14 protein-coding genes are annotated in these 14,758 nt (G+C 60.1%); 6 read left to right on the forward strand and 8 right to left on the reverse strand.

Annotated features, from left to right (window positions below; all coding sequences use genetic code 11):
* Positions 1-79: 79 nt before the first annotated feature.
* The gene (locus tag ACIQU2_RS08595) at positions 80-1,591 is read right to left on the reverse strand and encodes an efflux transporter outer membrane subunit (protein WP_403139990.1); all 1,512 of its coding nucleotides are present in this window, start codon (positions 1,589-1,591) and stop codon (positions 80-82) included.
* Between the two features lie 294 nt (positions 1,592-1,885).
* Here ACIQU2_RS08595 and ACIQU2_RS08600 point away from each other — a divergent pair, with 294 nt between their 5' ends.
* The 3 genes from ACIQU2_RS08600 to ACIQU2_RS08610 all read left to right on the forward strand — a co-directional run bounded on the left by ACIQU2_RS08600 (position 1,886) and on the right by ACIQU2_RS08610 (position 4,624).
* On the forward strand, positions 1,886-2,854 hold the full coding sequence (locus tag ACIQU2_RS08600; protein ID WP_347803144.1) for a LysR family transcriptional regulator: 969 nt from the start codon (positions 1,886-1,888) through the stop codon (positions 2,852-2,854).
* Positions 2,855-2,999: 145 nt separating this feature from the next.
* The gene (locus ACIQU2_RS08605) at positions 3,000-3,974 is read left to right on the forward strand and encodes a 2-hydroxyacid dehydrogenase (protein ID WP_403139991.1); all 975 of its coding nucleotides are present in this window, start codon (positions 3,000-3,002) and stop codon (positions 3,972-3,974) included.
* Between the two features lie 140 nt (positions 3,975-4,114).
* Positions 4,115-4,624 (forward strand): DUF2165 domain-containing protein, encoded by a 510-nt coding sequence (locus ACIQU2_RS08610; RefSeq protein ID WP_347803146.1) that lies wholly within the window; start codon positions 4,115-4,117, stop codon positions 4,622-4,624.
* Positions 4,625-4,651: 27 nt separating this feature from the next.
* Here ACIQU2_RS08610 and ACIQU2_RS08615 read toward each other — a convergent pair whose 3' ends face one another.
* Positions 4,652-5,554 (reverse strand): DMT family transporter, encoded by a 903-nt coding sequence (locus tag ACIQU2_RS08615; protein ID WP_347803147.1) that lies wholly within the window; start codon positions 5,552-5,554, stop codon positions 4,652-4,654.
* Between the two features lie 137 nt (positions 5,555-5,691).
* Here ACIQU2_RS08615 and ACIQU2_RS08620 point away from each other — a divergent pair, with 137 nt between their 5' ends.
* Positions 5,692-6,567 carry an AraC family transcriptional regulator gene (locus ACIQU2_RS08620; RefSeq protein ID WP_347803148.1) on the forward strand — a complete coding sequence of 292 codons (876 nt, stop codon included), beginning with the start codon at positions 5,692-5,694 and terminating at the stop codon, positions 6,565-6,567.
* A 145-nt stretch (positions 6,568-6,712) separates the two neighbouring features.
* Here the strand turns inward: ACIQU2_RS08620 and ACIQU2_RS08625 are convergent, their stop codons facing one another.
* From ACIQU2_RS08625 to ACIQU2_RS08650, 6 genes are all read right to left on the reverse strand, one after another.
* Complete coding sequence (locus tag ACIQU2_RS08625) at positions 6,713-9,142, reverse strand: TonB-dependent siderophore receptor (RefSeq protein ID WP_403139992.1); 2,430 nt, start codon at positions 9,140-9,142, stop codon at positions 6,713-6,715.
* 215 nt (positions 9,143-9,357) lie between these two features.
* Positions 9,358-10,347 (reverse strand): FecR family protein, encoded by a 990-nt coding sequence (locus ACIQU2_RS08630; RefSeq protein ID WP_403139993.1) that lies wholly within the window; start codon positions 10,345-10,347, stop codon positions 9,358-9,360.
* Entirely contained in the window at positions 10,344-10,907 is a 564-nt protein-coding gene (locus ACIQU2_RS08635) for an RNA polymerase sigma factor (RefSeq protein WP_008150603.1), read from the reverse strand. Before ACIQU2_RS08635 ends, ACIQU2_RS08630 begins: the two co-directional genes overlap by 4 nt.
* A 4-nt stretch (positions 10,908-10,911) precedes the next feature.
* Positions 10,912-11,238 carry a DUF3325 domain-containing protein gene (locus ACIQU2_RS08640; RefSeq protein WP_403139994.1) on the reverse strand — a complete coding sequence of 109 codons (327 nt, stop codon included), beginning with the start codon at positions 11,236-11,238 and terminating at the stop codon, positions 10,912-10,914.
* A complete protein-coding gene (locus tag ACIQU2_RS08645; RefSeq protein WP_403139996.1) occupies positions 11,239-12,819 on the reverse strand; it encodes a PepSY-associated TM helix domain-containing protein in 1,581 nt (526 codons plus the stop codon). It lies immediately after the preceding gene.
* On the reverse strand, positions 12,816-13,121 hold the full coding sequence (locus ACIQU2_RS08650) for a DUF3649 domain-containing protein (protein ID WP_347803053.1): 306 nt from the start codon (positions 13,119-13,121) through the stop codon (positions 12,816-12,818). Before ACIQU2_RS08650 ends, ACIQU2_RS08645 begins: the two co-directional genes overlap by 4 nt.
* 198 nt (positions 13,122-13,319) lie before the next feature.
* Here ACIQU2_RS08650 and ACIQU2_RS08655 point away from each other — a divergent pair, with 198 nt between their 5' ends.
* Together ACIQU2_RS08655 and ACIQU2_RS08660 are read left to right on the forward strand one after the other, a co-directional pair.
* Positions 13,320-13,808, forward strand: a complete 489-nt coding sequence (locus tag ACIQU2_RS08655; RefSeq protein ID WP_403139998.1) for a sigma-70 family RNA polymerase sigma factor — start codon at positions 13,320-13,322, stop codon at positions 13,806-13,808.
* Positions 13,809-13,816: 8 nt separating this feature from the next.
* A complete protein-coding gene (locus ACIQU2_RS08660; RefSeq protein WP_403140076.1) occupies positions 13,817-14,755 on the forward strand; it encodes a FecR domain-containing protein in 939 nt (312 codons plus the stop codon).
* Positions 14,756-14,758 lie beyond the last annotated feature (3 nt).

Raw genomic sequence — 14,758 nt, forward strand, 5'->3', positions numbered from 1 at the left:
GATAGCGGAGTGTCAGGCGACACAAGCATTGACTGACACGCCCTCATCGCGAGCAAGCTCGCTCCCACAGGGTCCGTGCTCACTTCGAGATGCTCTTAAGAAGAGTCGGGGTTTTCGGTACAGCGGTCTGACTGTCTTTCGGCACATCGTCGCCCGCGCCCAGTCCGCCGCCGAGCGCCGTCACCAGTTCAGCGTGAGCACTGAGGCGTGCGGCCTGAACCTGCTGCTGAACCTGCTGCTGTTTGAACAACAAGGTCTGGGCATTGAGCACATTGAGGTAATCGGTGAGGCCGCGCTGGTAGGCGATCATCGCGATGTCGTAAGTCTTCTGGGCCGTGGCCACCGACTCGGCAGCGAAGGCCTGCTGCTTGTCCATGGATTCGCGGCGGATCAACTGGTCGGAGATGTTTTTCAGCGCGTTGACCAGCGTCTGGTTGTACTTGGCCACGGCGATGTCGTAACCGGCCGAGGCTTCGCCCAGCTCCGAGCGCAAACGGCCGCCGTCGAAGATCGGCAACGAGATGGCCGGGCCGACGCTGTAGTTGAGCTTCTTGCCGGTCAAAAACTCCAGCGCCCCACCGCCGGTGGCCATGTAGCCGAGGCTGCCGACCAGGTCGACGTTGGGGTAGAACCCGGCGTGCGCGACATCAATACCCCGTGCCTGGGCCGCCACTTGCCAACGACTGGCGACTACGTCCGGGCGTTGACCGAGCAGCTGCGCGGGCAACGACGACGGCAGTTTCAGCGCTGCGCCTAACGACAACGTTGGCCGCTGCAACTGCGCGCCCTCCCCCGGACCAAAACCTGCCAAGGCTGCGAGTTGATTGCGACTCAGGGCGATTTCTTCGTCCAGTGCATCGATCTGGCGGTGAGTTTCCGGCAGCGGCGTTTCAGCCTGACTGACTTCGAAATGGGTGCCGATGCCACCGTTCAGGCGCTTCTGCGCGAGGTCGAGAATTTGCTGCTGCTGTTTCAAGGTCGCCTCGACGATGTCCCGTTGCGCGTAATGCAACGACAGCTCGATGTAGGCGCGCACGATGTTGTTCTGCAATTCGAGCTGAGCCAGACGCGCTTCGGCGGCGCTCATGTGCGCCATGTCCACGGCGCGCTCGGTGGCGTTGCTTTCGCGCCCCCAAAGGTCAAGGGCGTAGCTGAAGCCCAGCGCGGCGTTGTTGTCCCAGGTGGTGGTGTTGGCCAACTCGCCCGGCCCGTAGAACTGATCGGTGGGCCAGTTGTGGCGTTTGAGAGTGGATTCGCCATTGATCTGCAGCGACTCGGCGGACTCGGCGATCCCGGCCATGGATTTGGCCTGACGCACTCGCGCCGCCGCCATGGCCATGGTCGGGCTGCCTTGCAGGGCGAGGTCGATCCAGCGGTTCAATTGCGGGTCGCCATAGGCCTGCCACCATTGCGCGGTGGGCCAGTGAGCGTCCTGTACAGCGTTGTGGATGGCTTCGTCGGTGGTCAATGAATTGGCCTCCAACGCCTTGCCCTGTGGGGCAATACCTCCGGTACCGATGCAGCCGCTGATTGCCAGGGTTAAAGCCAAAACACTGAGCGTCTGAAGCGCTCTGTTGATGCGACGCGGCACTGCTGCGATTTCCTGAGGTGAGATAGATCCCCTGTAGGAGCTGTCGAGTGAAACGAGGCTGCGATCTTTTGATGTTGCCTTTAAAAGCGAAGATCAAAAGATCGCAGCCTCGTTTCACTCGGCAGCTCCTACAGAGGTGGGCGCAATTCTAGGGGTCGGCTTTGTTGGCGATAAGCTGGGAATCCTGTGAATCTTTGTTACCGTTAACGCGGTAATCAGTTAGTCCATCTTTAGTCGCCTGTAGAAAGTCAGCAACTTCGTGTCACAATTTGCCATTCGCCTAGAGAGCACCCCATGGACACTTTGCAAAACATGCGCGCCTTCAGTTACGTGGCCGAGGCCGGCAGCTTCACCGCCGCCGCCGTGCAACTCGACACCACCACGGCCAACGTTTCGCGCGCGGTCTCCAACCTGGAAGCCCACCTGCAAACCCGCCTGCTCAACCGCACCACCCGACGCATCGCCCTGACCGAGGCCGGCAAGCGCTATCTATTGCGCTGCGAGCAGATCCTGGCCTACGTCGAAGAAGCCGAAGCCGAAGCCAGCGACGCCCACGCCCGCCCGGCCGGGCAGCTCAAGGTGCACACCATGACCGGCATCGGTCAGCACTTCGTGATCGACGCCATCGCCCGCTACCGCAAGACCCACCCCGACGTCACCTTCGACCTGACCATGGCCAACCGCGTGCCGGACCTGCTGGATGAGGGCTATGACGTGTCCATCGTGCTCGCCAGCGAGTTGCCGGACTCGGGCTTCGTCTCCCAGCGTTTGGGCATCACCTACAGCATCGTTTGCGCCTCGCCCGCGTATGTGAAAGCCAACGGCTGCGCGCACAAGCCCAGCGATTTGCTGAACCACGCGTGCCTGCGTTTGGTGAGCCCGGTGATTCCGCTGGAAAAGTGGACCTTCGACGGTCCTGAAGGCCAGGAAATGGTCACCATTAATAGCTCGCCGTTTTTGGTGAACTCCGCTGACGCGATGAAGACGGCAATCATCAGCGGCATGGGGGTTGGCGTGTTGCCGGTGTATGCGGCGATTGAAGGGTTGCGTAATGGGAGTCTGGTGCGGGTGATGCCCAAGTACCGCTCGCAGGAATTGAATCTGTATGCGATCTATCCGTCGCGGCAGTATCTGGATGCGAAGATCAAGACGTGGGTCGAGTATTTGCGTGGATCGTTGCCAGAGATATTGGCGGCGCATCAGGCGGAATTGGTGGCGTATGAGTTGAGTGGGAGTATGGGTGGGGTTCGGGTGGCGAACTGATGTCGCAGAACCGCGACGCGCCGGGTCTGCGCTACACCGCTCCCACAGTTGGGCGAAGGGCACCCGGCAATCCGGGCACTCGCACAATAACGAGGAAGAATGTTAGCGTGCTTGGCATTCACCTGCGCCCGAGAGCCCTCCTCCCATGAAAAAGACCGTCCTCGCCTTCAGCCGCGTCACCCCCGAAATGGTCGAACGCCTCAAGCAAGACTTCGACGTCATCGTGCCAAACCCGAAAAACGGCGACATCAACGCCCAATTCAACGAAGCCCTGCCCCACGCGCATGGCCTGATCGGCGTCGGTCGCAAACTCGGTCGCGCACAATTGGAAAACGCCGCCAAACTGGAAGTCGTCTCCAGCGTCTCGGTCGGCTACGACAACTACGATGTCGCCTACTTCAACGAACGCGGGATCATGCTCACCAACACCCCCGACGTCCTTACCGAAAGCACCGCCGACCTGGCCTTCGCCCTGCTCATGAGCAGCGCCCGCCGCGTGGCCGAACTGGACGCCTGGACCAAGGCCGGCCAATGGCAGGCCACCGTCGGGGCGCCATTGTTCGGTTGCGATGTGCACGGCAAGACCCTGGGCATCGTCGGCATGGGCCACATCGGTGCGGCCATCGCCCGTCGTGGGCGGCTGGGCTTCAACATGCCGATCATCTACAGCGGCAACAGCCGCAAGACCGAGCTGGAGCAAGAACTCGGCGCGCAGTTCCGCAGCCTTGATCAACTGCTGGCCGAAGCCGATTTTGTCTGCCTGGTGGTGCCGCTCAGTGAAAAAACCAGACACCTGATCAGCCATCGCGAACTGGCGTTGATGAAGCCGAGCGCGATTCTGGTGAACATTGCCCGCGGCCCGGTGGTGGACGAACCCGCCTTGATCGAAGCCCTGCAAAACAACCGGATTCGCGGTGCCGGGCTGGACGTTTACGAGAAAGAACCGCTGACCGAGTCACCCCTGTTCCAACTGAAAAACGCGGTGACATTGCCGCACATCGGCTCGGCGACTCATGAAACCCGCGAAGCCATGGCCAACCGAGCCTTGGCCAACCTGCGCAGCGCTTTGCTGGGTGAGCGACCACAAGATCTGGTGAACCCACACGTCTGGAAAGGCTAACTAAAACGGGCAGGTGTTTAACCGCCTGCCCGTGACCTACACACCTTGCAATTCAGTTAACTGCTAAAAAAAAGATACTCACTATAGACTCCCCATTACTTAGTCTAACTTACAGACCTTAGTTATGGAGAGCACCTACATTGAACCACCTTACGACCGACAAACTGATTAGATACAGCAAAGTAATACTAATGACCTATATAAGCTTCTTTGGCTTGATGGTGATGTACAGCAACTTTACCGACTACCCATCCAATTACGAATACGTCGGCCATATTCTCAGCATGGACACCACCCGAGAAAACCTGAACCTGAGTTACAGAGCAATCACTTCGCCCATGCTCCACCACCGCATTTATTGGTTCATCATCACTCTGGAAGTTATTTACACGGCTTTCTGCTTGCTGGGCACTTACCATCTTTATAGAAACATCAATGCACCTGCCGCCGATTTTCACGAAGCGAAGAAGTTTGCGATCATCGGACTATTGATCGGCTTTTTTGTCTATTACATCTGCCTGCAAGTGATCGGCACCGAATGGTTCAATATGGATGAATCCGCAACGTGGAACGCCAAGGATTGGGCCAGGCACATCGTGGACTTCATGTTTCCACTGCTGATTTACATCGTGCTCAACATCGAACGCTGAAGTTTCAGCGCTCGATTAACCAAACCTTCACGCCAGTTTGCCGTTCCCTTGCACCCTCGGCGCCCTCGGCTTACGAAACACCAGCACATTGCCCAGCATCACCAGTACCAAACCCACCAAGGCGGGCGCGGTCCATTGATAGCCTTCGGCAAACGCCGACACGTTCAGCGCCACGACGGGGAACAGTACGGTGCAATAGGCTGCGCGTTCCGGCCCCATCCGCCCGACCAACGTCAGGTAGGCAGTGAAACCGATCACCGACCCCGGAATCACCAGGTACAGCAGCGAGCCGATGTAGCGCGTGTTCCATTCCATGTCGAACGGAATGCCTTTGACCAGGCACCACGCCGACAACATCGCCGCGCCATAGGCCATGCCCCAAGCGTTGGTGGTCAGCGGTTTCAGTCCCGCCTTCTGCTGCAAACTCGACAGCATATTACCGGCCGAGAAGCACAGGGTGCCGAGCAACGCCAAGCCCAATCCGAGCAAGGTTTGCGGGCTCGCGGTGTGCCCCGCCAGCTCAGGCCAGAACAACAGGCCAAGCCCAAGCAACCCCAGCGCACCGCCCATCAGCACATTACGAGCGACTCTCTGGCCGAAGAACACGCGTGCATTGAGTGCGTTCCACAATGTGGCCGTCGAAAACACCACCGCGACCAGACCGCTGGGTATCCACTGGCTGGCAGTCAGAAAACACATGAAATTGATGCAGAACAGGCACAACCCCTGCGCCAGGCAGATCAGATGCCCGCGACGGTTCATCACTTGCAGGCGGCGACTCAGCAGCAGCATCACGAACAGCACCAACGCGGCGAGGCCGAAGCGATAGACGATCGACACCGGAATCGCCACCACGCCCAGTTGCCATTTCAAGGCAATCCAGGTGGTGCCCCAGATCAGCACGGTCAGCAAATACAACGACAGGTTCATGGCAAAGCTCCTCAATAGGGGCTCAGTGTCCTGCGCCAAGGCCTTTCGCACTTGCATAAACTTGCGCTTTTGTCGGGCCACAGGCTGGCAGCCGAACGGCTACGGAGTAGGATGCAAGGCGTCGGAGAGAAGCCATCATGCCTGCACTGGAAACCCTGCAAGTCTTTCAAGCCCTCAACCGCTCGCCCAATGCTCGCCTGGAGCACAGCGCCGAGCTCGGTGACGGCATGGCTGCAGCCTTGTGGAGCAATCATCATGACGCCCAGGATTACGAAGCGCCGAGCCATCACACCCTGTCCTGCTACATCGCCGGCGGCACCGGCACCTTTCGCCGCGACCAACCCGGCACCAAGGGCGGCCCCGACAAGTTGTGCATCCTGCCGGCCGAGCATCAATCGGGCTGGGTGATCAACGGCGACATACGCCTGGCCCACGTGTATTTCAGCCCCGAACAATTCGCCCTCGGCTGCGTTACTTTGCTGGACCGCGAACCTCGCGAGCTGCAGCTGCGCGAAGCCACCTTTCTGGACGACCCGGCGCAAGCCCGGCGCTTTCGGCAAATGCTCACACTCAACTGGGACGAGCCCGGCGAACGCGTGCTCACCAGCAGCCTGGCCCATGAAATGCTCAGCCACGTACTGCTCGGTCAGGTTGGAATGCGTGAGGGCTTGCGGCTGAAAGGCGGATTGGCAGCGCATCAGCGGCGGCAGTTGGTGGAGTTCATCGACAACCAATTGGCCGAGGCCATCAGCCTGGGGCAGTTGGCTGCGTTGTGTGCGCTATCCGAATACCACTTTGCGCGGATGTTTCGTGAAAGTTTCGGCTTGCCGCCGCATCAGTTTGTGCTGTCGCGGCGACTGAGCCGAGCGCAGGAGTTGCTGCGTTCGACGTCGCAGCCATTGGGGGAGATCGCGTTGGTGTGTGGGTTTGCCAGTGCGAGTCATTTCACCAATCGGTTTCGTCAGGCATTGGGTGGAACGCCTGGCGAATATCGCCAAGCGTTTTTGCGGTAGCCCGAAGGTCGTTGGTGCCTGGGATGCCGCCATCGCGAGCAAGCTCGGCTCCCACAGGGATCGGAGTCGAACCAATTTTTTGTGAACGACACCTATCCCGGTGGGAGCCGAGCTTGCTCGCGATGAACGATGACGCGGTCTGCGATCAGAACTCCAGCGTGCTCGAAAGCGACACCTGCCGCGAATCCCCCATCGACACAAAGAACCGGCTCGCCGCCGAGGTGTAGTAGGTGCGGTCAAACAGGTTCTTCACGTTGAGCTGGATTTTGACCTTCTGCCCCTCGACTTTGGTGTCGTAAGTGGCGAATGCATCAGCCACGGTGTAGCTCGGCAAGTCGAAATCGTTCACGGCGTTACCCGCTCGCTCGCCGACATAACGCGCACCCGCGCCAACCCGCAACTGATCACCACCAACGATGGTGCCAAAGTCATAAACCGCCGACAGCGAGCCGCTATTCTTCGCTACGTTTTGCAGTTTTTTGCCTTTGTAGATCGGGTCTTCGGTGACTTCGGCATCGGTGTAGGCATAGCTGCCAATCATGCTCCAGCGATCACTCAGTTGACCGCTCAGGTCCACTTCCAGACCACGGGAACGCACTTCACCGGCGGCGCTGTAGATCGTCACGGGTCCTTCGGAGTTGGCCACCAGCACGTTGCGTTTCTTGATGTCGAACAGCGCGACGTTACCGGTGAGGCGGCCCGGCATGTCGAGCTTGGCGCCGATTTCCCAGGACTTGGCTTCTTCCGGCGCGACGCTGCCGTCAAGCACGGTGCTGCTGCCGCTCAACGGCGCGATGGTCGAGTTGGGTTTGAATGACTCGGTGTAACTGCCGTAGAACGACAGTTCATCGGTGTAGCGATACACCAGGCCGGCGCGAGGCACCCATTTCTGGCCGTTGCTGTCGGTGTTGGCCTTGAACGGCGCGCCTTTGCCAGCGTACTGGTCGTATTCCTGAAAGCGCCCGCCGGCTACCAGAATCCATTGATCGGTCAGGTGAATCGAGTCCTGCAAAAACAACGAATCGCTGCGCAGTTCATCGGTCTGCGCGCTGTCCGCAGGGCTGACGGTGGTGCCGGCGACTTCGCGGCCGTAAACCGGGTTGACGTAGCTGAAAGTGCTCAGGCTTTTCTGGCGGATCAGGTCTTCGCGGTAGATCTTGCGGTATTCATCATCGACGCCGAACACCAGGTCATGTTTCATCCCCGCGAGCTGGACATTGCCTTCAAGGCTGGCGGTGGTGAAGCGGTCGGTGCTGATGGCGTTCTGAGTGCCGTCCATGCTGCGGGTCAGGGTGCCTTTCTTGGTGTCGATGGCGGTGATGCGCACCTGGCTGGCATCGTAGGTTTCGCGGTTCCAGCTGTAGCCGAAGTGGGCTTTCCAATTGTCGTTGAGCTCGTGATCAGCCTCGAAGTGATAGAGGTCCGAGCGGCCTTCCATGTTGTTGAAGGGCTCGTCGAGGCGACGCTCGCGGGAGATGTCCAGCGGATGGTTGTCACGCGGGTCGATGATCGTGCCGCGGTCGAACGGGGTCAGAAACTCGCGGTGTTCGTAGGAGAACAGCAGCTTGGTGCTTTCGCCGAACCAGGCCAGTGACGGTGCTACCAATGTCTCGCGGTGAGTACCGAAGTTGCGCCAGTAATCTTCGTCTTCGTGGTCCAGGACCATGCGATAGGCCAACCCGGAAACACCCAACGCGCCGGTGCTGTCGAGGCCGCCACCGCTGCCGTTTTTGCCGTCGCCATAGGTCGAGCCACGCAGGGTCAACGCGTTGTACTGCTCAAGCTCGGGCTTTTTGCTGACCATGTTGACCACACCGCCCGGGTCTTGAATGCCGTAAAGAAGCGAGGCCGGGCCCTTGAGCACTTCGACCCGGTCCACGGTCGCATTCATGCCACGGCCCTGCATGATTGGCATGCCGTCGCGCATGATCGAGCCGTTGCGGTTGTCGCCGAAGCCGCGAGTCATCACCGAGTCCTGAGTGCTCGCCAGTGTGTTGCCTTGAGTAATGCCGCTGACGTTGGCCAGCGCGTCATCCAGATTGCGCGGCGCTTGATCACGAATGACCTGAGCCGGAACCACGTTGACGGTCTGGGGAATTTCCTGGAGCAAGGCCGATGAGCGCATCACCGAACTGGTGGGCGGCGGCTGATAGCTCATGGATTGATCGGCCACCGAGGTGATGGTGGTCGCGCCCAGGTTCAAGGCACCCTCGGTAGGCAACGGCTCCAGCACCAACGTGTGGCCGTCGGTGCGACGGAAGGTGAACCCCGAACCGCTGAGCAAACGCTGCATCGCCTGCTCGGCACTCAACTGACCATTGATCGCCGGGGCGGTTAGACCGTACGGCGCCTCATCGGTGTAGATGACGCTGATACCGGTGATCCGGCTGAAGTCGCTCAAGGCCTGGGGCAGCGGTTTGGCAGCCATTGCGAAGCTGAACTGCGCACTCTGTCGGGCACCGCCGGCCTCAGCCGCCACCGCCACACTCAACGGCAGCAATGCCAATGCCGAAAAGCTCAAGGCACACGTACCCAACCATTGTTTGACCGAACCCGATGTTGCCCTGGACTTCATTGCTCATGACCTGTGTAGAACCTACGGGATGCGAATGACTCGCAGTTTCAGTCACTACACGGATGGCGTCGGGGTTTACCTCACCAGAAAGTTGAAAATATTTTTATCGGGAGTGATGCGGTGTTTGATTTGACGCTATCGCGAGCAAGCTCGCTCCCACAGGGGAATGCATTTCAAATGTGGGAGCGAGCTTGCTCGCGAAGAGGCCAGCAGCTTCAGCGCAAAATAATCAGATGCCCCAGAACCTTGTGCTGCTCAAACCCCAACACCCCTTGCAACGAACTCAACACCGCTTGCGGATCCTTGCTCGGAAAGCTGCCACTGACCCGCCGCGCCGCGAGTTCATCGTTGAGCAGCACAATCCGTCCCGGGTAATAACGCCCAAGGTCTTGCACCACGTCGGCGAGTGTCGCCTTGTAGTAATTGAGCCATCCCTGACGCCACGCCAACTGCGCTTCGCTGTCGACCGCATGGAGTTTTTCCGCCGAACCCTCGCCATAGGCCACTTGCTGGCCAGCGATGAGGATTTGATGCGCAGCGTGCTTGTCCGCCGTCACACCAACCCGCCCGGACAACACCGTGACCTGCGCGCCGTGCGGTTGCAGACGCACTTCGAACTGAGTCCCCAGCACCCGCGCCTGGCCTTTTTCAGCGTCCACCACAAACGGATCGCCGGTGTGGGTCACGCTGAAAAATCCAGCGCCGCGCCGCAGCTGAACGTGGCGCTCGCCACGCCTGAAATCCACGGCAATTGCACTGTCGGCGTCCAGGGTGACTTGTGACTGATCCGCCAACGTGACGGTGCGAATTTCCCCCGGCGCCGACACATAGTCCGCGCCCAGATCATCGACCCAGCGCGACGGTTGCCAGCCAGCACCGACACCGATCATCAGCACCAGACACGCGGCCATCGCCAACGCACCGGACCAACGCCGAACGCTGGTACGGCGCGAGCGATTCATGGCGTTGAGGTAACCCTGCAAGGCAAACGCGTCTTCATCGGCCAACGTTCGGGCCGGTGTTTCGGTCAACTCCCACACCACTTGCGCCTGGGCGTAAGCCTCGGCATGGGCGGGGTCGGCCTGTAGCCAATGGCTGAAGGTGGCCTGATCGCCGCTGCTGGGCTGATCATGCAACAGACTCAGCCAGGCGAAGGCCGCCTGTTCCTGAGCAGGCGTCGGGGTGACGCGTTCGGTGTTGTTCACAGTGCTTTCCCTGGCGTGCGCGGTTCGGGTTCCCGCAGGCTGGCCTTGCAAGCCTCGAGGGCGCGCATCATATGTTTTTCCACGGCGCTTTGGGACAAACCCATGGCCTTCGCGATCTCGGCGTATTTGCGCCCGTGAATACGGTTGAGCAAAAAAATCTGCCGCGTGCGCTCAGGCAGCGCACGCAACGCCGCTTCGACGTGACGCAAGTCGTTGCCCGCCTCCAACGCCGCTTGCGGTTCGCTGCCGTGACTGTCGGGTTGATCCGGCATCCAGCCCTCGTTGACCCGCACCCGCGTGCCTTCGCTGCGCAAATGGTCGATGGCGATGTTGCCGGCGCAGCGCAACAGGTAAGTGCTGAGCTCTTCGACCTGCACCAGCGGTCGACGCCAGAAGCGCAGGAACAAGTCCTGCACCAGATCCGCGGCCGTCGCCCGACACCCGACTCGGCGGCTCACCAGCGCTTCCATTTGCGAACGCTGGGAAAGGAACACCTGCAGGAAATGCGCACGCGCACCGCGATGTTCGTCGTCATGGGATTCCGGGGGGCTGGTGATCATCAGGTCAGCACTGCACAAACACGGCGACGGGGCTGGCGAGCACGCTCAACCCGGCCAACGCCAAGGCCAGGCGCGGGCGATACGGCATCAACAACACCAGCAGCAAAGCACTGAGCATCAACACCGCAAACCACTCCACCAATCCAAGCCCCCACCCCGTCGACGACACCGCAGCCCACAGCGATAACGCCAGCAACAGCCAGCCACTGAGTTTCATTCCTTGACGGCGACGAGCCGAGGGCTTGCGCCCCAGCAGTTCGGCGTGATGCCGATCCATGGATAAACAGAGCGCGGTGAAACCGCCGTAGCACAGCAACAAGGCCAAGAACATTCAGTGCGCCTCTTGCTCAAGCAATATCGATTTCGCCCGTGGTCGGGTGACGATTCCAGCCTGCCCCGCGCGCTGCATTTTCCACGCAGCCCACGCGAAAAACAGACCACTGACCAGGCACGTCAGATCGAAACCGGCCATGGCCCAATCACCCTGCATCAGGGTGACGCCCAAGTGATAAGGCGTGGTCAGCGCGTTCAGCAGCGGTACCGCACAGAACAGCAACGCCGCCAGCGCCAACTGTTCGACCCACGCTGCGCGACCACGGCGGACCATGGCGTGCAACACACTCAAACCCCAGACAATGAAGAAGCTGTTCACTTCCCAATCCGCCCGCCCGGCCATCCCGACCGGCAACAATCGATTGGCCCAGAAGAACGCCGACACCGCGACCATCAACCCCGACATGCTGGCGATGTTCAGGACTTCCACCAGTCGCAATTCAAACGGCATCACACCGCTCTTCACATGTTTGAGCTGACGCTTGCCGAGCCAGATCACCAGCCCGGTACCGATCATCGCAGTGCCCGCCAAACCACACATGAAGTACAGCCAGCGCAATACCGGACCGGCGAAATGGCCCATGTGCAAGCCATAGAAACTGCCGGCAATCGCCATGGGCAGTGCTTGCTTCGGCGTCGTGCTGAGTAGCTGCCCGGTCACGCCGTTGAATGTCAACGCGCTGCCAAAGTCGTGGACCACTCGGTCGGCGCCGTCACGCGCAAGAATGACCGAGGCATTCGCATCGCCCGGATTGTTCACCGTCAGCCACCCGGTTCGCCCGCCCGACCACTGCTCGCGGGCCCGTTCCAGCAGCGGAGCCAACGGTGCCAACTGGCCCGGTTTGCCTGCCATGTCGGGCGTATTGGACGCCGGAAATACCTCATCGTAAAACGCCTCGACATCACCTTTGTACGAGGCAAGGATGCTCGCCGGCATCACCATCGACATGAAAATCACCAGGCTGCTGTAAGTGATCATCAGATGAAACGGCAACACCAGAACGCCCACCGCGTTGTGCCCGTCCAGCCATGAGCGCTGGCCCTTGCGCGGGCGGAAGGTGAAGAAGTCCTTGAAGATTTTCTTGTGGGTGATGATCCCGCTGATCAGCGCGACGAACATCACCATCGCTGCGATGGTCGACAGCCAGCGACCCCACGGATAGGGCATTTGCAACTGAAAGTGGAAGCGGTAAAAGAACTCGCCACCGCGTGTTTCCCGGCCCTGCACTTCTGTGCCGGTTTGCGGATCGAGGCGTTTTTCGGTGAATTGACCGCGCGTGCCGGGCTTGGCCGGTGCTTGCTGCCACCTCACCGACAGTCCGGGTTCGCGAGCATCCGGTAAATCGATGAGCCATCGCGAGGCACCCGCGGCGTGCTGCTCAAGGTAGTGCTGGGCCAGGGTCAGACTGGCTTCGGAGGACAGCGAACGGGCGGGAATTTCCGGCTGCATCCAGTGGCTGATCTCATCCTTGAAATAGGCGAGCGTGCCGGTCAGGAAAATCGCGAACAGCAGCCAGCCGAAGATCAACCCGGCCCAGGTATGCAGCCAGGCCATGGCCTGTCGAAAGCCCTCTTTCATGAGTGGCCCATCCAGTACGCCAGCCCCGACACCGCCGACAAAACCACGCTCGGCACGATCAATCCGAACCAGGCGTGCCACGCACTGCGACAGGCAAAGCACCAGAGTACGGCGACCAGATACACCAGAAACGAGGTCATCATCCCGGTGACCACCGCTTCGCCGCGAGCCATGGGCAGCCACATCGTCAGGCTGACACTGGCCAATGCCGCGACGAGGTAACCCCCCAGCACAGCGGCCAGCACTCGGGAAGTGACGGCCAGTCGGTAGGAAACGGGGAGCGCGGTGATTTTGCCTTTCATGTTTCGACCTTGAAACGGGTGAAGCCTCGTGAACGTCACGGGGCCAACAAGGCCGCAATATTAATGATAAATATTCTCATATGCAAAAGAGTCCGATGAGATCGTCGATACAGTCGATTGCCGGATACGGGTACCCACCACTACAATGCGAACAATTCTTGTTCTCTAACGTATCCGAATGCGCTCGGAGTGGTCCCGTTGCAGCCAGCCAATACCGTCGAAGTCCTCTATCACGCCCATCACAACTGGCTCACCGGTTGGTTGCGGCGCAAGCTCGGCTGCCCGGACAGCGCTGCGGATTTGGCCCAGGACACCTTCATGCGGGTGCTGACTGCACGGGAAACACCGCAGATCATCGAGCCGCGAGCCTTCCTGACGACGATCGCCAAGCGCGTGCTGTTCAATCATTACCGCCGTCAGGATCTGGAACGTGCCTACCTCGATGCGTTGGCGCAGATGCCGGAAGTCGTGGCGCCGTCAGAGGAAGAACGGGCAATCATCCTGCAAACCCTGATGGAGTTGGACCAGTTGCTCGATGGCCTGCCGCGCCTGGTCAAACGCGCGTTTCTGCTGGCGCAGGTCGATGGCCTGACTTATCCACAGATCGCCGGCGAGTTGGGGATTTCCATCGCCACGGTCAAACGTCACCTGAACAAAGCAGCCATGCGCTGCTACTTCGCCCTATGAACAATTCAATAAACTCTCCACCGGACTTTTCATCCCAAGTCGCCGAACAGGCGGTGCATTGGTTGATGGAAATGCAGCAAGGGTCGTTGACCCCACGCCAGCAACTCGCCTGGCAGCGATGGCACGATGCGCACAGTGAGCATCAACGGGCCTGGGACCATATCCAGCGGATCAATCAGCGCTTGCGCGGTTTGTCTTCGCCATTGGCCCACGCCGCCCTCAACGCGCCGAAATCCGGCAGTCGTCGTCAGGCGCTGAAGCTGCTGCTGATTCTCGGTGCCGGTTGCGCAGTCACGTGGGGGATGCGCGAGCACACTCCGCTGACTCCGTTGCTGGCCGACTACCGCAGCCCGGTCGGCCAGCGACGCAAGGTACCGCTCGGTGATGGCAATCAGTTACAGCTCAATACCGCCAGCTCCGTGGATATGCGCGTTGAAGGTCAACAACGGCTGATCCGTTTGCTCGAAGGCGAGATGTTGCTCACTGCCGCCCAAGCGTTTCAGGTTCGTACCGCCCAAGGCTTGTTGAAGACTGAAGGCGCGCGTATGAACGTGCGGCAGTTTGCCGATCACACCCAGGTTGCGGTGTTCGAAGGCAGCGTTGAGTTGACGCCCGACGGTCGTTCACCGCTGATACTGCAAAGCGCCCGACAGTTGAGCTTTGGTGCAAAAGGCATCGGAAATGCTCTGCCCCTGGACGCCAACAGTGGTGCCTGGGTCGACGGCATGCTGGTGGCCGCGCACATGCGCCTCGACGATTTCCTCGACGAGCTCGGTCGCTATCGTCGCGGGCAACTCCATTGCGATGCGAAGGTCGCGGATTTGCTGATCTCCGGGACGTATCCACTGGATGACAGCGAACGGATTCTTGATCTGCTGGAAATCAGCATGCCGGTGAAAGTGAAGCGGTTTACCCGGTATTGGGTGACGGTTGAGGCGAAGGTTTAAACG

The organism is Pseudomonas sp. NPDC098740 (assembly GCF_044760065.1).
GTDB lineage: Bacteria > Pseudomonadota > Gammaproteobacteria > Pseudomonadales > Pseudomonadaceae > Aquipseudomonas > Aquipseudomonas rossensis.